At 44.8% G+C, this 18,855-nt stretch carries 16 protein-coding genes; 7 read left to right on the forward strand and 9 right to left on the reverse strand.

Annotated features, from left to right (window positions below; genetic code table 11):
- Nucleotides 1-74: 74 nt before the first annotated feature.
- From ACJJI0_RS20255 to ACJJI0_RS20275, 5 genes are all read right to left on the reverse strand, one after another.
- Nucleotides 75-776, reverse strand: coding sequence for a UTRA domain-containing protein (locus ACJJI0_RS20255; RefSeq protein ID WP_444883963.1), 702 nt, complete (start codon nucleotides 774-776; stop codon nucleotides 75-77).
- Between the two features lie 79 nt (nucleotides 777-855).
- Complete coding sequence (gene phnX, locus ACJJI0_RS20260; protein WP_444883964.1) at nucleotides 856-1,665, reverse strand: phosphonoacetaldehyde hydrolase; 810 nt, start codon at nucleotides 1,663-1,665, stop codon at nucleotides 856-858.
- A gap of 49 nt (nucleotides 1,666-1,714) precedes the next feature.
- Nucleotides 1,715-2,269, reverse strand: coding sequence for an HD domain-containing protein (locus ACJJI0_RS20265; RefSeq protein WP_444883965.1), 555 nt, complete (start codon nucleotides 2,267-2,269; stop codon nucleotides 1,715-1,717).
- The gene (locus ACJJI0_RS20270; protein WP_444883966.1) at nucleotides 2,259-3,443 is read right to left on the reverse strand and encodes a TIGR03364 family FAD-dependent oxidoreductase; all 1,185 of its coding nucleotides are present in this window, start codon (nucleotides 3,441-3,443) and stop codon (nucleotides 2,259-2,261) included. The genes ACJJI0_RS20265 and ACJJI0_RS20270 overlap by 11 nt, the downstream gene beginning before the upstream one ends.
- Nucleotides 3,444-3,462: 19 nt before the next feature.
- Complete coding sequence (locus tag ACJJI0_RS20275) at nucleotides 3,463-4,788, reverse strand: DUF5690 family protein (protein ID WP_444883967.1); 1,326 nt, start codon at nucleotides 4,786-4,788, stop codon at nucleotides 3,463-3,465.
- Nucleotides 4,789-5,060: 272 nt separating this feature from the next.
- Between ACJJI0_RS20275 and ACJJI0_RS20280 the strand changes: the two genes are divergently transcribed.
- Complete coding sequence (locus tag ACJJI0_RS20280; RefSeq protein WP_444883968.1) at nucleotides 5,061-7,646, forward strand: TonB-dependent receptor; 2,586 nt, start codon at nucleotides 5,061-5,063, stop codon at nucleotides 7,644-7,646.
- A 65-nt stretch (nucleotides 7,647-7,711) separates the two neighbouring features.
- Here the strand turns inward: ACJJI0_RS20280 and ACJJI0_RS20285 are convergent, their stop codons facing one another.
- On the reverse strand, nucleotides 7,712-9,400 hold the full coding sequence (locus ACJJI0_RS20285; RefSeq protein ID WP_444883969.1) for an acyl-CoA dehydrogenase family protein: 1,689 nt from the start codon (nucleotides 9,398-9,400) through the stop codon (nucleotides 7,712-7,714).
- Between the two features lie 668 nt (nucleotides 9,401-10,068).
- On the opposite strand from ACJJI0_RS20285, the gene ACJJI0_RS20290 reads away from it, so the two are divergent.
- The 6 genes from ACJJI0_RS20290 to ACJJI0_RS20315 all read left to right on the forward strand — a co-directional run bounded on the left by ACJJI0_RS20290 (nucleotide 10,069) and on the right by ACJJI0_RS20315 (nucleotide 14,501).
- Nucleotides 10,069-10,752 carry a response regulator transcription factor gene (locus tag ACJJI0_RS20290; RefSeq protein WP_252083083.1) on the forward strand — a complete coding sequence of 228 codons (684 nt, stop codon included), beginning with the start codon at nucleotides 10,069-10,071 and terminating at the stop codon, nucleotides 10,750-10,752.
- Complete coding sequence (locus ACJJI0_RS20295) at nucleotides 10,749-11,162, forward strand: CsgE family curli-type amyloid fiber assembly protein (protein ID WP_444883970.1); 414 nt, start codon at nucleotides 10,749-10,751, stop codon at nucleotides 11,160-11,162. Before ACJJI0_RS20290 ends, ACJJI0_RS20295 begins: the two co-directional genes overlap by 4 nt.
- Entirely contained in the window at nucleotides 11,162-11,563 is a 402-nt protein-coding gene (locus tag ACJJI0_RS20300) for a curli assembly protein CsgF (protein WP_444883971.1), read from the forward strand. Before ACJJI0_RS20295 ends, ACJJI0_RS20300 begins: the two co-directional genes overlap by 1 nt.
- A gap of 42 nt (nucleotides 11,564-11,605) precedes the next feature.
- Nucleotides 11,606-12,454 carry a CsgG/HfaB family protein gene (locus ACJJI0_RS20305; protein ID WP_444883972.1) on the forward strand — a complete coding sequence of 283 codons (849 nt, stop codon included), beginning with the start codon at nucleotides 11,606-11,608 and terminating at the stop codon, nucleotides 12,452-12,454.
- A gap of 321 nt (nucleotides 12,455-12,775) precedes the next feature.
- Nucleotides 12,776-13,255 (forward strand): hypothetical protein, encoded by a 480-nt coding sequence (locus tag ACJJI0_RS20310; protein ID WP_252083079.1) that lies wholly within the window; start codon nucleotides 12,776-12,778, stop codon nucleotides 13,253-13,255.
- Nucleotides 13,256-13,310: 55 nt separating this feature from the next.
- Nucleotides 13,311-14,501 (forward strand): hypothetical protein, encoded by a 1,191-nt coding sequence (locus ACJJI0_RS20315; RefSeq protein WP_444883973.1) that lies wholly within the window; start codon nucleotides 13,311-13,313, stop codon nucleotides 14,499-14,501.
- A gap of 93 nt (nucleotides 14,502-14,594) precedes the next feature.
- On the opposite strand, the gene holA is transcribed toward ACJJI0_RS20315, so the two are convergent.
- The 3 genes from holA to leuS form a co-directional block, all read right to left on the reverse strand.
- A complete protein-coding gene (holA, locus tag ACJJI0_RS20320) occupies nucleotides 14,595-15,599 on the reverse strand; it encodes a DNA polymerase III subunit delta (protein ID WP_444883974.1) in 1,005 nt (334 codons plus the stop codon).
- 11 nt (nucleotides 15,600-15,610) lie between these two features.
- Nucleotides 15,611-16,135: an LPS-assembly lipoprotein LptE gene (locus ACJJI0_RS20325; RefSeq protein ID WP_252083076.1), complete on the reverse strand. Its 525-nt coding sequence runs from the start codon at nucleotides 16,133-16,135 to the stop codon at nucleotides 15,611-15,613.
- A 100-nt stretch (nucleotides 16,136-16,235) separates the two neighbouring features.
- Nucleotides 16,236-18,833 carry a leucine--tRNA ligase gene (leuS, locus tag ACJJI0_RS20330; RefSeq protein ID WP_444883975.1) on the reverse strand — a complete coding sequence of 866 codons (2,598 nt, stop codon included), beginning with the start codon at nucleotides 18,831-18,833 and terminating at the stop codon, nucleotides 16,236-16,238.
- Nucleotides 18,834-18,855 lie beyond the last annotated feature (22 nt).

The raw sequence follows: 18,855 nt of genomic DNA on the forward strand, positions 1-18,855 counted from the left end.
AGCTAACAACTAACCAATCTCCCTCATTAAAATTAAAGAGCAAGGAATTTTTTAGGTGCGGTAAAAAATAAGTACTATCCAGTGGCTACTTCCATTTCTATGGCGTGGGGTAGCCAGTATTCAATATTGTAATCAATCAGATATTCAGCAGAATCATAGCGAAGTCTTAAGATTCTCAGGCCTGGAGCACCAGCGTGTATACCCAATGGCTCTGCATATTGCAACTCCAGGTTCGCAACCTGAATATTACAGCGCTCGTGAGTGATATTTACCCTATAATTATCTTGCAATATTTCGGTAATAGATCCGGATAAATCGAAGTCAGATAATTCAGGAAAACACTCTGATGAGAGATAACTCTCTTCTACCATGACAGGCCTTTGGTCCAGGTAGCGGACTCTTCGGATTTCAAAGTACCTGGTACTTTTAGTGGCGTTAAAGGCGGAATAAATATCGTGTCTTACGGTCAGCTTACGGACCCCAAGTACTTTGGTGGTTGCTCTAAAACCCTGTTGTCGGGCCATGGAGTTGAAATTTACCTTTTGTGTCGGATTCATCACAAACCGATTTGGTGCAACAAACCAGCCTCTGCGATTTTGTCGGTACACCAGCCCCTCACCTTCAAGACGGTTTAAACCATCTCGTAAAGTAATACGTGTGACTTGCAGCTGCTCCGCCAGCTCGCGCTCAGCGGGCAGCTTGTGATTGGCGGCCAGGCGACCATTACCGATCAACAGTTGGATATGTGATTTAATTTCTACGTAACTGGAGGACACAGTATTTCTCTTGGGTTTGACTGAAACTCGGTCTTAAGCCTGGGCTACCAAACTGGTATTCCTGAAGTTTGATAGCCTATCAGGGGCGTTGTCCAAGAGCGAGTCGGCGATTGATATCGACCAGTACGGGTTCAAGCTTATTGATATCGTCTATCAAATAATGAGCGCCGCAATTCTCAAGTTTTTGATAAGCGCCAATACTGTGATTTCTTTTTTCTTCCTCCGAGAGTGCTTGCCAACTTCCCAGGGATAATCCCGAAGCATTTCCTGAAAGTACCACTGCAACTGTCCACATGCCGGCATTGCGCCCCTCATAAATGCCTGCGGCGGTATCATCAATCTTGACACATTGGTTGACAGACGGGATTTCCATTTCAATGACGTTCTTTAATGCAGCTGCGGGTCCTGGTCTTGCGCCCACAGCTTCATCTGCTGCAATAACACAGTCGGGCTCTAGGCCTTGTTGTTGAGCTTTTGCCAGCATGCCTTCAATCATTATGCGACTGTAACCTGTGGTGCTACCAATACGTATATTACGCTCACGCAAGCGGACAAATAGTTTGTCGGTTCCGGGTATTATTTGGCTGTGCCTATCGATTTCCTGAATCTGTATCGGGGCCAGACGGCGATATAGTCCGTCTATATCAGATTCCTGGGATGGGCGCCCATGAACCACTTGCCAGGCAGTTTGAATGGAATTTTGTTGTAGCATCTGGCGAATATGTTCTTTCTTCTCAGTACCCATTGGAATACGGGTTTGCTCTTCACTGACCGTAACTCCAGCCTCAGCAAAAATTTGCATAAACGCTTGTAAAGGGGCGCGGGAGCCAAAATCTACTAAGGTTCCGGCCCAGTCGAGGATAGCAGCTTTAAGTTGCAGTGGTTCCATGGATTATCTCCTTTTTGGTAATTGATAAGGGAGTTGAGCGGTAAAATATCTATCGACTAAGTACCTTTGAGCAGATCTTTAGCCAGTGATCCAAAGGAGCTACGGCTAAACCAGGCACTTTTCCTGAATCATCCCACTCGCGCAGACGTAGAGCATCCTCGGCGAATGGGGTATTAAGAAAATTATCTTTTTCTTTATCTGTCATTCTTTTTCCTTGTTTTTTTAGGGTTTTGTGGCTTGCTGCGGATAGCCGTGTCTCATAAATGTTATCTGTACTCATTAAAAACCTTTTAGCTTGAACATGTAGGGCGATAGGCTTCGTGACTGTATTGGGAAAACCCCACCTTTCGAGTAAATCTGCACCTATTAGGTCATGTGCACTGTAGCCTTCAGTATCCGTCCCGGGTATTTTTTCCTTTATAGCGTGGAGATGGCCGATATCATGAAGAAACGCGGCAACAGTCATTTCATCGGAGATACCAGAGTGTTCCGCCAAGGTGGCACACTGGGTAGCATGCTGTAGCTGCGTGCATTTTTCTCCAAGTGTTAAATACCCGTACTGCAAAAATAACTGTTTAATTTTATCTACAACATTAGCTCTCATCGAGTAAGCCCTCATCTAGAGGGATCTTGTCCAAAATACCCTTCACCACCCGTTCCATTAATGCTGGTCCGGTTGTCATACCTTTTCCTCCAATACCGGTTATTAAATGAATATTTTCTGTTGCGGATTTTAGGAATACGCCTTGGCTACTTTCCTGGCTGTAATAGCCATTCCAAATCCTGGCAACATTTAAATGGGGTAGATTAAGAATACGCTTGGCTTCGGCTACCATCAGTGAGTTGATTTCCTGACATATTTCATAGTCCAAAGTGCCTGAGTCCTGGGCAGTGAAGTACTCATGAGAATCGCCAATGATGATGCTGCCATCGGCAGATTGTCGAAACAGAAGGTGGATACCAAATTTTCCATAGCTTGGATCAATATGGGGCTTCGGTAGATTTTTATAATTAGGGCAACTTTTAAATGCTTCATAGCGGCGTATTGTCAGACCTGTAAGCAGGTTCCCTGGTATTTTGACTCCCTTGATTTGTTGGGTGCGTAACATCTGCAATTTACTAAGCTGTAGTTGTTCTGTTTGTAATAAGTGCGGAAATAAATGACTAAGTTGGTGGCCACAACAAATCATTACCTGTTCTGAAATAAAAGACTCACCTGTTGAGCAGCGAAGCTGGACCCCATTTTTGACTTCCTCTACGGCTATTACCGGAGATGCCTTCTTAAAATGTAAATTTTTCGTGTCTTCAAGTAGTTTCCAAAAATACTTCATTAGCAGGGAGCTTTCGGCACTCATTTCCTGTGGATAGTAGAGGCCACCATGGCAGTAACTCTGCTTTAGTAAATTAATTTGTTTGTGACACTGCGTCGAGGTAAGAAGCTTGGAAACGTAGTTAGTCTCACGATTAATCTCATGCATTTCCTCTAGTAGATTGGCCTCTTCTAAAGAAGAAGCCACGTAGAGAGAGCCATGCTGCCAGAGTGCGTCCGGCATTATTGTCGCCAACTCGCCATAAAGTTCCAGCGATCGTCGCCCCAGATTTCGCCATAGTTTTAGATTCATACCAGATGGTACTATTTGGCCAAAATTGCGTACCGTGGCTCCGTGAGACTTAGTGCTGGCTTCAATTAACAGTATTTTTTTTCCGGATTTGAGTGCATGGTAAGCAGCAAAACTGCCTAGTATCCCGGCACCGACAATGGCAATATCAAATTTCATAACTGCTCTATAACCTTTTTTATACTGGAGAAGTAATAAGCCTCGACCGTGAAGAAGAATTACGGTGCAAGCGGCGAAAGAAAAGAAGTGATAGCAGCATTAACAAAATACATGCAAAACCAGTAGCATAGGAAAGTTGCTGAGTAAACTGTAACCAGTTTAGGTTTGGTTGCGCGAAAGTCTTATAGAGCATGACACTAATGCTGCCGATATAACCCGCACTATCTGCCAGATAAATCACAAATCCTGCGTTTCCTAGGCTCTTGGTGCAGGCGACCAGACGTTCAAATAACAAACAGTTAAATGGAACATAGCCTATATAGAGCCCGATATTGATCCCAATCATCCAGGCAGCCCCGGACACAATATCTAACTCAAATGCGAGAGTTGAAGTTATGCAGATTACTCCCCCACCCGCGACTAATAGCTGGTTTAGCTGCAGTGCGCGATAGTTGTTACGTACAAAAATAAGTAGCGCCAGGGATGCTAAAACTATCAGTGCCACGGGTAGAGTGCTGGTAAGGAAGATCTGGGGTGCTTGACCATGACCCAAAGCTTGCCAAAGCTCTGCAGCGAAATTATCAGAGAAGTCACGAAATGCCGTTAGGAATACATAAGCGACGATTAAAGCCAACAGTCCCAGATTCGTTTCGTTGACGAAAGTCCAACGCATTTCATTCGTCATTGGTACTCTTTGTTTTCGTGCACGGATGTCTGCTTGGTTGGGTTGGGGAATTCTACTGAGTGTAAATGTCGATAGAATCAGTGCAGGTAGAAATAATAAGCCCACGGTTGCAGGCATCCAGATTTCCGGCACTTTCCATTCCAGCATTAGATATGCGGCTACTGCTTTTACGGCTCCTGAAGAGACGATTAAGCTAACACATAAAATGGCGCCTAGTGCTTCAGTAAGACGACGCCCCTCTAAATAGCTGAATACTAGTCCCCACACCATTCCAAGTGGGAGGCCATTAAAAAAAAGCATGACAACATTATAAGGAGCGGGGATCAATGCGAATGCTATCAAGGCCAGATGACTGAAAAGAATTAGAATTACCAGTATTCTTCCCCGCTGCAATGGCCGTAACTCTGAGACAACCTTAATCCCGATAATTTTTGAAAACGCATAACCCAGTACTTGGGAAATTATAAGTGCGGTTTTAAAGTCTAGAGTGAAATCCCAGCCGGAAATGTTGGCGTAAGATGCTGCTGCAAAGGGCTTGCGGAAAGCATACATACAAAAATAAGTGAAGAATGCAGCAACTCCGGAAAAGAGTAGCAAGAAAAGCTCACTGTTGAAATCTTCACTGGAATCAGGTTCCTGTTTTTTACCGGTTTTTTCCATTTTTATCGATAGCTGCAATTTGGTCTAGACCAGATTTTAGGTGCTTATGATTGCGTTTTTGTGACAGTCTTTTTTAAGTTCAATAACCATTCCAGATGGTAAAAATTTTTCATTTATATATTCGCAGGGAATATTCACACACCTGTTATACAAACGTCATAGCGGCAATTTAGGATTCTGGTCTAGTCCAGATTTATGTTGATGATCGAGCAAGTTAATTTGTGTCGATAAAAATTTGCCAATCATTTTTTGATGGATACAGGGGAAGTAAAATGATTTATGTCAAATTATTGCCTGCAACGATTACTCTGCTGGTGGGACAAGTAAATTACGCTCATGCACAAGAAAGTAGTAAGCAGAGTGTCCAGGATGATAGCGAAATAGAAGAGATTGTTGTGCTTGGACGAATGTTTGAGACAGAGTTACGTTCCCTGGAGTTACAGAGGGAATCCAACCGGATTGTTAATGTGGTATCGGCAGATGGTATAGGAAAGTTACCGGATCGTAACGCCGCAGAGGCAGTTCAAAGAGTCGCAGGCGTATCTATCGAGCGTGACCAGGGGGAAGGACGGTTTGTCGCTGTGCGTGGCCTCCCGTCCCAATGGAGTTCTTCTAGCCTTAATGGTCATCGTTTGCCATCTGCAGAAGAGGAAACTACCAGCAGGGCTACGGCGTTTGATTTCTTTCCATCGGAGCTGATTGAACGTATTGAGGTCTCTAAGGCTGTTACCGCGGATCAGGAAGGTGACTCTATTGGCGGCAATGTTAATTTTGTGACTCGTACAGCCCCTGAAGAACGCACTTTGGATATATCCCTATCTGGTGGCTATGCGGATAAAGCCGACGGTGATATTAAATCCATGAGCATTCTTTATGGGGATAGAAGTGAAGGTGGTAAATGGGGATTTTTGGCCAATGTAACTGGTTGGAGCAGGGATTGGGCAACAGATAACTACGAGCCTCGCCGTAAAGGGGAGGGAATATATCGATTGGAACTGCGGGATTATACCGGAACCAGAGATACCCTGGGGTTAAACCTTGCTACTGAATACCGATTGGAAGAAGGAGGTAAGATTTTTGCTCGTGGTTTGTATGGGACATTAGAAGATGAGGAGACACATTACAAGCACAGGTTGCGGTTCGATAAAGATAGAATGGAACTTCAGCATATCCACAATACTTTGATAACACGTATGCAAGGTGTTGAAGTTGGTGGAGAGCACTTTTTTGGTGATGATAAGCAGCTGAATTGGAATTTAGCCAGCTATGATAATGAATTCCGCTATGGGAATACACCCAATAAAGATGATCGCTCTTATTTTGTAATGCGTTTTGATCAAACGGAAGTAGGTTATGTTGGTCTGGATGATGATGGGCTGGCTTACAACCAAATCGATGGTGGTACTGACCCAGCAGAAAATATACCCACTCACCTCCCGGATGGTTTTGTAATGGACCCAACCCAGTCCAGCCTATCTTGGGTTGAACTATATAAAGTGTATGTCAACGAAAAGGATAAAGTGGTAGCCACTTTTGACTTTACCTCCCAGTTTTCCAGTGAGCTGGAATTAAAATTCGGAATGAAATATCGGGACAAGGAACGGGTGTCTGAATTCTCCGATGCATTTTACAGTTGGGATGAGGAAAACTATGGGCCTGCCCCAGCTCTCTCTGACTTTACCTTGTCTGATCAGCCTGGCAGAAATGATTTCCTATCAGAGTTGGATATCAACTATGACTCCCAATTCTCTCAGGTTGCTGCAATGTCTCAATTGGAGAATTTTTGGAACCAAAACCGGGATAAATTCATTTTGATTCCCGAAGAATCAGCTCTAGTTGAAAATGGAGGGGCTCTTGGGCGAAATTTTGAGCTAACAGAGAGGCACCTATCGGCTTATGGTATGGGTAATTATGAGCTTTCAGATAGAGCCACTCTTGTAATGGGATTACGACTCACTCAGACACAAACGAAGGTGGAAAGCCAGGTATTTGTTAACGATGAAGCTAATAACGGCTATTTGGTGCCGTTTAATGGTGATAAAGAGTATTTATCCATTCTACCATCGGCACATCTAAAATATGCGCTCACAGAGGATAGCAATATCAGGCTCGCGCTGACCAGAACCTTTGCCAGGCCGGACTTTGGTGACCTGAATCCGGGAGGGTACTATGCCGAGCACGATAATGAGTTTATAGGAGGTAATCCAGATCTTGATCCTACTTACTCTTGGAATCTGGATTTTATGTATGAATACTATTTTAATGACTCCGGGATTTTATCTGCTGGTCTATTTTATAAAGATATTACAGATCCAATTTTTAAGGATGTGAAAGAAGGTGAATATAATGGGGTGTCAGGAGTCGATATTTATAGTCCGGAAAATGGTGAAGATGCGTGGTTGGGGGGATTGGAATTTAATATCGTGCGAAAATTGGATTTCCTCCCTGGATTTCTTTCAAATATTGGGGTGTCGACAAATTTAACCATGATGGATTCAGAAATGCGTGTTCCGGGCTGTGATGGTGCGGTGCCGATTTCCCGTCAGGCTGATTTATTACATAATCTCTCTATCTATTATGATGACGGTGCTTTCTCCATTCGCTTAGCTCAAAACCATAAGGGAGAGTATATTGAAGAGCATGGTGGCAATAAAAATGAAGACCAGTACTACGGTGCTTACACAAGCCTGGATATGAGTGCAAATTATACGATTGGGGACAATTTAGTTATTTTTGCTGAGGCCTTAAACCTTACGAATGAACCTTTAACTTATTATATTGGTAATAAAGATAGGCCAAAGCAAGTTGAGTATTATGGGGTTCGTGGTCAACTGGGTTTTCGCTATAGTTTTTTTTAGCTAATCTTTTATCTTGCACAGGAGAAACATCTCGGTTGTCGTCGAGTTGCTTCTCCCAAAAGCAGTTAAACACCAATTGTAAGCGGGTCGCCGCGTCTGAGTAATGTTTCAATGTCAACACCCTTTGGTAGACTGCCAGTGCTATGAGCTCCTCTAGTTTCCAGTCTTGATCGAATAAATGCATCACTAATCGATTCGTTGCCTGACTGTAAAAGTAGATGAACCTGCATTGCAATCGCCATTTGATCAATAATACTGCGTGCTCTGTATTCAAATTGATCCAAATCAGCAAGCTCTTTTTTTAGTGAATCTATAGCTTTATCGAAGCGGATATCCATACCAATGCTTGTTGCCATCTCATCCAGCCAGTGATTTACGACATTGGGTGTTTTTGTGATGGCACGCAGCACATCAAGAGCCTGGATATTACCGGAACCCTCCCATATGGCATTAATTGGAGCATCGCGGTAGAGTCGTGCAGTGATAAAACTTTCAATAACACCATTTCCACCGAGGCATTCCATCGCCTCATAGGCATGATGCGGGCTGCGCTTACAAATCCAGTACTTACCCACAGCTGCTCCCAGTCTTAGGAGCATTTGTTCGTGTTCTTGATCTTCATGATCCATAGCTCGGGCCATGCGCATGGTCAAGGCCACTGACCCTTCAACTTCTAATTGCAGGTCTGCCAGGACATTTTGCATTAGGGCTTGATCAATTAGCTTTTTTCCAAAGGCTTCTCTATGGGATGCATGGTATATCGCTTGCAATATGGCTTGGCGTTGGCCCCCAGAGGAACCGACCATACAATCAAAACGAGTTATCGCGACCATCTTGATAATTGCATTGACTCCCCGACCTTCTTCACCCAAGAGCCATCCTAAGGCACCTCGCATCTCCACTTCGGAAGAGGCATTGGATACATTGCCAGATTTCACTTTGAGCCTTTGGATTTCTAATGGGTTTTTACTTCCATCCGGACGCCATCGGGGAACCAAAAAACAAGAAAGCCCGCCCGGTGCCTGAGCCAGAATTAGAAAACCGTCACACATAGGAGCAGACATAAACCATTTATGCCCAAGTAGCTCATAAGTTCCGTCATCCATGGGGATTGCACTGGTTGTGTTGGCACGTACATCTGACCCCCCTTGTTTCTCTGTCATACCCATACCGATAGTCAGAGAGTGTTTTTCATAGTAGGGGCGATTACTGCCATCGTAGCCCCGGCTAAGAATTTTAGGGATCCACTCCTTGGCGATTGATGGGTTTAATTTTATCGAAGGAAGAGAGGCAAAAGTCATCGTGATTGGGCACCCATGACCCGCCTCAAGTTGACAATGCAGATAGTTCTTTGCCGCTCGAGCAACATTGGCACCGCTACAAGGATGACTCCAGGGGGAGCTGTGTAGTCCTTCTGATAAGGCAAGCTGCATAAGTTGATGGTAAGAAGGATGATAGCGAACTAAGTCTATACGGTTTCCGATTCGGTCATGACTTTCAAATATGGGTTTAAACTCATTGGCAGCATAACCCCGTTCAATCATTTCTGGTCTTCCACAAACCTCGCCATAGCGTTGTAGATCATTTTCGGCCCAATGTCCGCCATTAAGGTGTACCGAATCGAGTAGAGCCTGATCGCCGGCATACAGGTTGTGCCCTGAGAGAGGGGAAGTCTGATTCTTTACCGTATGAGTGGTTGCATGGGCAGAGGGGTGAAGGTGATCGCTCATGATCAGGGCCTCAATGGTTAACATAGTTATATGTTCTTTGATTCATCTACTTGTACCAAAACACCAAACAGGTACCAAGAGACATGGTGATAGCGTACCAATACAAAATCATAAAGTAGTCCCACCCTGATTACTATTTGCGCACTCATTAAATCTATTACGCACTATAAAAATATTTAATAAGTATAATTTATAGGGTTTCTTTGGATAGGTTATCCAAAATAATATTACTTTCATGAAAGAGAGTGTATTTATTATTTTAGTGTGATTGATTAGCTAAATTTTAATTTTTGTTGCTACTTGGCTTTTTGTGCCGTTTATAGGTTTTTAACTTTTCTAGGTATGCTTTTTTTCATGCTAATATTTAAAATAAATCCATTAATTTTGTGGGTTAGTGCAAATTTATTACTGTTTTTTAAACGCTTTATTTTTTTTTAAGTTTAGACAAAAGGATGTTTCTAGTTGGTTACTTAATAATCGTCTTTAATACCTTTGTATGAAAAAATGACATTTGTAATAATCGCTGGCACACTTAAGATTGAATTTTTGTTATCTGTATCACTTACTGTTGCAGTGTGTTGGTTGATCGAATAGATTTAGCTCTCAATATCGAGAATGTGGATAGAAAATAATAAAAAAGTAAGAAGTCATTAGATAAAATCTTAAAGAGATTGCATATTGGGGGAACCCAGATGAATTTGCATAAGGAATATGCACGCCTCAAAGTTGTTTCGCAGGATCATGTTTGTAAGGGTCCCGCTGTTACCTTCTTAACCTCATCAGTCAACTTGCAGAGTTCAATTTTTGCAGGGCATATTGAAGAGGAGTTTAAAACCAGATGCTCCATTGTTCAGCGAGTCCCATCTTTTTCACTTGATGGAGTTAAGGCTGATTATCTCTTGCTCGACTGTGTTGGGCTCTTTAAAGCGGATCTTGATCAGTTATTACGTGATATTCATGCTTCTACTAACTCGCCTGGCATTATTCTCTTAAATGTTGACGACCCTAATGAGTTTGACTTTGTCTTACACTGGGAGAAGGTCCTAGGATTGATGCCGGCAAAATGTGAGCCCGGGGTTATTATGGAGCGATTAGGTAAGATATTCCTGGGGGAATATTGGTTCCCTAGAGATGTTCTGCATAACTTTTTAAGGCAGCATAGACGTCCTAAAAGATGGATGGATTCTAGCGCAAACCTTACACAAAGAGAAAGACAGATATTGGAGCTTATTTGTGAGTGTAGAACCAATGCAGATATTGCGGAGGTACTATGTGTCAGTGAGCATACCGTTAAAAGTCACCTATACAAGGTTTATAAAAAGATTGGTTGCAAAAACAGATTGGAGGCAAGTAGTTGGGCGAGTCAAAATCTGTGAAATTAAAAATTCTTTTTTTTTCTATTTGGTTTATTTCTAGTACAGTTATTTCCCAGGAGTCAGAGTTTACTCAGAGCGAAGAGTCAATCCTTACCGGTTTGGTGATTGATAACACAGTAAGCGGCATAGGGCATGAGTTCGCACGCTCTTTATCGTTGTATATTACATCCAACTTGACTGACTTTGATTATAACCTGACTGTGTATGAAAGGCCTTCTGCGCGGTGGGGTAGTGTTGTGTGGGTAAATTATGAGAATAAGCAGGTGTTCAGGACTGTTATTTACCCAGGCAGAAGACGTTTTGGGCAGATAGTTGAGCAAGCTGTTGCTCAAATCAATAATAATGTACGACAGCAAAGGCTGCAGCAGTTATTTTCACAAAACTTGGACTTGGCCGGGGAGGAATTATAGTGAGGTTGTATGCTTTATTGGTTTTATCTTTCTTTTCTGTCTCTGCCTATTCGACAGAGCTAATTTACACTCCAGTAAATCCATCCTTCGGAGGTAATCCATTAAATGGTAATTATTTGTTAAATAATGCCAGCGCTCAAAATAGTAAAAAAGATCCTAAAGCTGGTAAGTCACCATACTCTGATTCATCTTCACTTGACAGGTTTACGGATACACTAGAATCCAGATTGTTGTCTCAGTTGCTCACAGATGTTGGAGATGGAAATGATGGTACTCTCGTAACCGATGACTTTATCGTTAACATACTTGATGTAGATGGTACCCTAACTATAACTATTACAGATGCTGTCACAGGAGAGCTTTCTGAGATCGTAGTCGTTGGCCTAAATCCTGGTAACTGATTTAATTGGTCAATAGATTGTTTGTTCTTTAGGGTGGTGGTGATGGTGGTTAGAATAATAGTTATATTTTTGGTTTTTATTTTAAGTGGTTGTAGTTTCTTTCAAAATGCAGGAGAGGCGTTGTTTGGCCCAGGGCATCAAAAAGCCACTTTGACGGATCGAATGAGTACTTATGCAGATCTTTTGAATTTGCCCTTACCGAGGGGGAAGATCGTAGTAGCGGTTTATGGGTTTAGTGATCAAACTGGCCAGTACAGGCCGGCACCGTCTAGCTCTTTTTCTACTGCAGTAACACAAGGTGCTGCCTCTATGCTCGTACAAGTACTCAACGAGTCAGGTTGGTTTGTTACTCTTGAACGTGAAGGGCTGCAAAACCTGCTTACTGAGAGAAAAATCATACGAGCAGCAATCAAAGAGCAAGAAACTCCCCAACCCTTTGAGCTCCCCTCCCTGATGTCAGCAAATATAATGTTGGAGGGCGGTATAGTCGCTTATGATACCAATATCAAAACCGGCGGAGCCGGTGCGCGTTATTTTGGTATTGGACTTTCTGAGCAATATCGAGTAGACGAAGTGACCGTGAATTTGCGTGCGGTCGATGTTAGAACTGGAAGGGTTTTAAATAGCGTTTTAACCAGTAAGAAAATTCTATCAAGGCAGATTCAGGGAGACGTTTATACATTTGTTGAGTATAAGCGTTTGTTAGAGATTGAGGCTGGAATGACGACCAATGATCCGGCTCAACTTTGTGTGCTTTCTGCGATTGAATCTGCAGTTATTCACCTTATTGCCAATGGTGTGACGAATAATATTTGGGCAATGCAGGATGTCAATGAATTCCCAGCATCTGTATTGAGTGAATATGCGGATGCAACTGTGAAAATTCTTTAGAATAATTTTTTTATTAAATATTCTGACTAATTTCTTTGTCTTGCAATGGTTGCTAGCTGCTCACATTTTTGTGTGGGCGGTTTTTCTTGTTGAATCTTTGTGTAAGTTTGTGTAATTTAGTAAATCTACTTGTCGATATCTTACATCTTCGTATTAAATCAACTTTCTAGAAAGGCTTTCATACAAAAGTCTTAAATATTTATTGTTTTCCCACCCCAAAAAATATTCTTTTTTCTGATTTATTGTTTTCGCTTAAATTCCTATAGTGGTCCTCGATGAGCGGAATGGCTCTCTCTTTAATTAACCTTGAGGAGAATTTTGGTGGGCGTTATCAAAGTGAGCCTATGTGGTTTATTTTTACTCCTTACCTGTATTAACTCTGTCTGGGCTGGTGACTTAGATGACCATGATGAGCTGTTTTCTGGTCAGGGAAAGCTGGATCTCATGTTGCAACGGGATGAGTCTATTACTGGTCAGTTAGCTGAGGTCGTTCAGACAGGGGAATATAATTTTGCAGAAGTTTCTCAGTTTGGGCAGTTCAACCAAGTTTTTTTGGTTCAGGATGGCTATTCGAATGAAGCAGCAATTCAGCAGGCTGGGGAATATAACTATGCTGCAATTTCCCAGTCTGGAGCTTATAACCAAGCTACCGCTATACAAAATGGTTTAGATAATATTGCTCTAATAAATCAAGTGGGCAATGGAAACTCAGCCAACATCATCCAAAACGGAGATGGGCTCTTTGGATTTGTCGCGCAGTTCGGTGACAACCATGCGGTGCAGGTCGTTCAGCACGATTAAAGCACTGCTTTCTTTTTGTTTGTATTTGTTTACTTAGTCTGATGGAGAAACATAAATGAAAAAGCTTTCACTTGCTGCTGCGATTGCAATGCTTGTTGGTGCTGGTCACGCAATGGCCGATGCTAATTATGGTGATCAACTGCAGGTTGGAAATGACAACGCTGCTGATATCTATCAAATGGGCGAGTCCACTAATAATGCGGCTTATCAGTGGCAGGAAGGTAATGACAACCGTGCTTACGCAAGTCAATCCACCGCCGATGCGAACTATATCGACCAGACTCAGGTAGGTAACCGTAACTACTCTGAAACCACGCAATTCGATCAAAACAGCTCCCAAGCCTATTCCTATCAGCAGGGAGAGGGTAACTGGGGAGTTGTTCATCAGTGGGGCGGTAATGGCAATGCAGCTTATGCTACTCAAATGGGTAGTGAAAATACTATGCATCTAGATCAGTACCGCTCAGATGGTGGTGAGGCTAATTACAATACCCTTGATGCGGTTCAGGAGGGTAATGACAATATGGCTGCCCTGCAGCAGGACGGAGATAGTAACCTGTTTGTCAGCACTCAGTCTGGTGATGGAAACAGCGTTTGGAGCAGCACCTGGATGAGCTCTGATGAAGGCTTCGTAGGAGGCCAAGTTGGTGAAGGTAACGTCGGTTTTGTTTATCAAGGCGGTGTTGAAAATACTTCTAACTTGGTGCAGTCAGGTGACTTCAACTATCTGAATATGTCCCAGGATGGGGCCAATAACTTCAATACTATTGCTCAGAATGGCACTGGTAACTCTAGTGTTACTGGTCAGTATGGTGATGCCAACACCATGACCGTTACGCAGAATGACCTCAACAATATTGGCGATATGTACCAATACGGCAATGATAATGCTGCAATTCTGCAACAAACGGGTGATCATAACGAAGCTGAATTCTCTCAGTTTGGGGATCTCAATACAGCTAATATTGATCAGCTGGGAAGTGCCAACTTCACTTATGGCCATAGCGAAGGTATGGCCAACACAGTTGATGTTGACCAGAGCGGTGAGCTGAACTTGGCTGAGATCCATCAGGACATGGGTGAGTTTAACCTGATGGTTGTATCTCAGGATGGCTTTGAGCACGGTGCTCACCTGGGACAGTCTGGTAGCGAGAACACTACCTATGTAACTCAGGCTGGCAATTTCAATATGGCCAGTGTGCACCAGGTCGGCAACAGCAATATGGCTACAGTTTCTCAAAACTAATACGCCTATAATGACTATTGTCTAAACCCTCCTCGTTTCGGGGGGGGGTTTATTAGCGGCGTTTAAAAGAATCCGATTGCTTGGGCTAACTTTCTAAACGCTTTTCTGTCCACTCAAATTAAGCGTGAGTTCCATAAGGCCATTCCATGGGGACTGGTGAGTGTTGCCACCTTTGATCGCCGAATCCACGGCTCTGGCTTTTAAAAGAAGAGCCTCCAGTATATTTGGAGTTAGACGGTTTAAGGCATTTTGTACAAGTGGTTGGCGTTTTTGGATGCGAACTAAACGTGCTAGTTGCTGGCCCTGATTGAGTTTCTCCATTAGTTCCAGTAATGAGCGCATCTCTCTTGTTAGGGCCCAGAGCACCACAGGTGGCTCAATACCTTCCGAGCGTAAGCCTTGTAGCGTTTTGATCGCTTTCTCGGCTTCTCCTGCCAAAGCTCTGTCAATTAAATCGAAAACACTGTATCGCGCAGAGCTGGTTACACTTTGCTCTAACAGTTCGACCGTTATTGTCCCGTCACTATTTAAAAGTTTGAGCTTTTCGATTTCTTGGCTTGCTGCGAGCAGATTACCCTCTACTCTTTCGGCGAGAATACGTATAGCTTCTTTCTCAGCAGATAACCCTGCGGCATTGATCCTTTGGTTGATCCAGTGTGGCATTTCCTGGGCGCTAACAGGCCAAATTTGTACGAGAGCACCATGCTGCTCAAGTGTTTTAACCCATTTGCTATTGAGTTGTGATTTGTCCAGCTTGGGCAAAACCAGCAGTAGTATCAAATCCTGACTGGCGAGAGCGGCAAATTCCTGTAAGGCTTTACTGCCTTTATCCCCTGGTTTTCCACTGGGAGCGCGTACCTCGATAAGCTTCCTCTCTGCAAAAAGAGACATATTTCCGGCTGAGGCAAGTAATAAACCCCAGTCGAAATTATGCTCTGCATGTAGAAGTTCCCGCTCAGCGAAACCATTCTGCCTCGCTGCCGCACGTATTTGGTCGCAAGATTCCTGAACCAGGAGTGGTTCATCGCCTGAGATAATATAAACCGGCGCAAGCCCTTTCCGTAATTGCTGGGGAAGCTGTTGGGGATTAATACGCATGACAGAACTACCTAGTAGCTCTTATCTTGCAAGGGGGCATTGACATCGATACGGCGCAAACGGTTGATCATTCGGCTAATCAACTCGCGGCGCATTTCCGCGCGTAAGAGGCGTTCCTCTTCTCCCTTGCTGACTATTTCTGAGACGTTCCACTCCAATGATCTATAGACATCGGCCTGAGCTTTATTTAGCAGTACTTCGCCACTGTGTGTACGCACGCTATAAATCGCGCTGGTGATCAACTCGTACTCAGAAGCCCGTCCTTCAGAATCCACGGCGACAGTTAATTTTCGTTCTATTTCTTTATGAATGGTGAGTAGGTAGTCCGCTTCAATAGGGGATGGAGCAACAGGGACCCCGCCGTTTTCCAGAAGACGGCTAATTTCATCGGCAATATCACTACGAGGGTTCTCACTCGATATGTAAATAGTACTGCCTGGAGGAAAGTTTTTTGGCGCTCCCCGCAGGTGCCAACCGCAACTGGCGATGGCCACAAGGGTAACTAGCAGGACGATACGACGTGCAAATGTTTTCATAAACTACCTGGCTATAGTGCCAGCAAATAAAGGGTTTGCAGATATGGGCCGGGAGCATAATGCTCCCGGCTATTGGTTGGATATAACTGCGCAGTAATTTTTACTTCGCGACAATATTTACCAGTTTGCCTGGCACAACGATGACTTTGCGTACGGTGGCATCGCCAATAAATTTCTGGACGTTTTCGTCGGCTAGGGCGAGTTTTTCCAAGCCCTCTTTGTCCGCATCAGCAGGCGCATCCAGCTTTGCACGTACTTTGCCATTGACTTGAACGACCAAAGTAATTGAGGTACGCACCAGAGCCTTTTCATCTACTACTGGCCAGGGAGCATCAATTAAGGTGTTGTTATTGCCCAGGATTTGCCACAGTTGGTGGCAAATATGCGGAGTTACCGGAGCCAGTAGTAAGACAGCTGCCTGTAGAGCCTCTCTCTCCACTGCCAGCCCCTGCTCATTACTGCGATCCGCCAGTTTACCAACCTCATTGAGAAGCTCCATCACTGCGGCAATAGCCGTGTTGAAGGTTTGACGGCGTCCGTAGTCGTCGCCAACCTTCTGAATTGTCTCGTGGGTTTTTCGGCGTAATTGTTGTTGCTGGTCGCTCAAAGACTGTTGGTCAATCTGAGCGCTGCTAGTGCTTACAGCAGCATGTGCATGTACAGTTTTCCAGAGTTTTCGCAGGAAGCGGCTGGCTCCCTCCACGCCGGCATCGTGCCACTCCAAAGTTTGCTCGGGCGGAGCTGCAAACATTGTGAACAGGCGTACAGTATCGGCACCGTATTCTTTAACAGCAGCATGGGGATCGATGCCATTGTTTTTTGACTTGGACATCTTCACAACGCCACCGGCAATTACTTCTTCACCTGTTGCGCGCTCAACTGCCTTGATGGGTTTTCCTTTCTCATCCCGCTCGACATCAACATCGGCGGGGTTGATCCAGGTTTTATGGCCGTTTTCTTCCTTGTAGAAGGATTCAGCCAACACCATGCCCTGGCACAAAAGCTGCTTGAAGGGTTCATCGCTGTTGACCAAGCCCTCATCCCGCATCAATTTGTGGAAAAAGCGCGCGTAGAGAAGGTGCAGGATGGCGTGCTCAATACCACCTACATATTGGTCGACAGGTAGCCAGTAGTTGGCGCGATCGGGGTCGAGCATGCCCTCTTCGAAGTCTGGGCAGGTATAGCGAGCGTAGTACCAGCTGGACTCCATAAAAGTGTCAAAAGTGTCGGTCTCACGCTCGACCGGCGTACCATTGAGTTCGTCTTTGCGCCACTCGGGATCGGCTTTAATGGGGGACTGAACACCGTCCAGCTCCACATCTTCCGGCAGTAAAATAGGGAGTTTCTCGGCGGGCACCGGGATTTCTCCACCATCTGCGAGGTTGAACATGGGGATAGGGGCACCCCAGTAGCGCTGGCGGGATACACCCCAATCGCGCAGGCGATAATTGGTGGTCACACGGCCTTTGTCTGCTGCTATTAAAACTTCGGAAATCGCGGTAAAGGCACCATCAAAATCCAGACCATCAAAATTGCCGGAGTTCACCAGTTTGCCTTTTTCGGTGAAGGCTTCTTTGTTGAGATCGATTTCCTGGCCATCGGCGGGCGCTATGACTTGAGTCAAAGGCAACTGATACTTGTGTGCGAACTCCCAGTCGCGTTGATCGTGGGCGGGTACTGCCATCACCGCGCCAGAGCCATAATCCATCAGAACATAGTTGGCTACCCAGACAGAGACTTCCTCCCCGCTGATGGGATGAATGGCCTTGAGACCGGTGTCCATGCCTCTCTTGTCCATTGTGGCCATATCGGCTTCAGACAGAGATTGCTTTTTGCACTCAGAGATAAATATTTTCAGTTCGGGGTTAGTCTCTGCTAACTCCAGAGCGATTGGGTGTTCAGCGGCGAGGGATACATAGGTGACGCCCATCAGGGTGTCTGGGCGGGTGGTGTAAACATCGAAGTGATCCATACCAGCCACAGTGGTGGGCAGGCTAAAGCTCAGCTCCACACCTCGGCTCTTGCCGATCCAGTTGCGCTGCATGGTGCGCACCTGCTCGGGCCACTCCGGTAGCTTATCCAGGTCCTTGAGCAGCTCTTCTGCGTAGTCAGTGATCTTGATAAACCACTGGGCCAGCTCGCGCCTCTCCACGGTAGTGCCGCAGCGCCAACAGGCACCATCTTCAACCTGCTCGTTGGCGAGCACGGTCTGGTCATTGGGGCACCAGTTCACCGCGGAGTTTTTCTTGTAGACCAGACCCTTTTCATAGAGACGGGTGAAGAACCATTGCTCCCAGCGATAATAGGATGGCTGGCAGGTGGCTAGCTCGCGGGACCAGTCGAAGCCAAATCCGAGAGCTTTCAGTTGCCCCTTCATATAATCAATATTGGCGTAGGTCCATTTTGCTGGCGCGGTTTTATTCTGGATCGCAGCATTTTCAGCCGGTAAGCCGAAGGCATCCCAGCCCATGGGGTGCAGGACATTCTTACCCTGCATACGCTGATAGCGGGAAATAACATCGGTAATGGTGTAATTGCGCACATGGCCCATGTGCAGCTTGCCGCTGGGGTAGGGGAACATGGATAGGCAGTAGAACTTTTCCCTGCCGGTATCTTCCTTTACCTCAAAGCTTTTCTCTGCCTCCCAGAATTCCTGGGCGGAAGCTTCGACTGCGGAGGGGTTGTACTGCTCTTCCATCGATTGGGGACCTATACTCTGT

The organism is Microbulbifer mixtoriginis (SeqCode) (assembly GCF_052466695.1).

Bases quoted from the DNA above. Each gene is read 5' to 3' on its own strand.
- phnX (WP_444883964.1), bottom strand. From the start codon at position 1,665: ATGGAACCACTGCAACTTAAAGCTGCTATCCTCGACTGGGCCGGAACC.
- ACJJI0_RS20265 (WP_444883965.1), bottom strand. From the start codon at position 2,269: ATGAGAGCTAATGTTGTAGATAAAATTAAACAGTTATTTTTGCAGTAC.
- ACJJI0_RS20270 (WP_444883966.1), bottom strand. From the start codon at position 3,443: ATGAAATTTGATATTGCCATTGTCGGTGCCGGGATACTAGGCAGTTTT.
- ACJJI0_RS20275 (WP_444883967.1), bottom strand. From the start codon at position 4,788: ATGGAAAAAACCGGTAAAAAACAGGAACCTGATTCCAGTGAAGATTTC.
- ACJJI0_RS20280 (WP_444883968.1), top strand. From the start codon at position 5,061: ATGATTTATGTCAAATTATTGCCTGCAACGATTACTCTGCTGGTGGGA.
- ACJJI0_RS20285 (WP_444883969.1), bottom strand. From the start codon at position 9,400: ATGTTAACCATTGAGGCCCTGATCATGAGCGATCACCTTCACCCCTCT.
- ACJJI0_RS20290 (WP_252083083.1), top strand. From the start codon at position 10,069: ATGAATTTGCATAAGGAATATGCACGCCTCAAAGTTGTTTCGCAGGAT.
- ACJJI0_RS20305 (WP_444883972.1), top strand. From the start codon at position 11,606: ATGGTGGTTAGAATAATAGTTATATTTTTGGTTTTTATTTTAAGTGGT.
- ACJJI0_RS20315 (WP_444883973.1), top strand. From the start codon at position 13,311: ATGAAAAAGCTTTCACTTGCTGCTGCGATTGCAATGCTTGTTGGTGCT.
- holA (WP_444883974.1), bottom strand. From the start codon at position 15,599: ATGCGTATTAATCCCCAACAGCTTCCCCAGCAATTACGGAAAGGGCTT.
- ACJJI0_RS20325 (WP_252083076.1), bottom strand. From the start codon at position 16,135: ATGAAAACATTTGCACGTCGTATCGTCCTGCTAGTTACCCTTGTGGCC.
- leuS (WP_444883975.1), bottom strand. From the start codon at position 18,833: ATGGAAGAGCAGTACAACCCCTCCGCAGTCGAAGCTTCCGCCCAGGAA.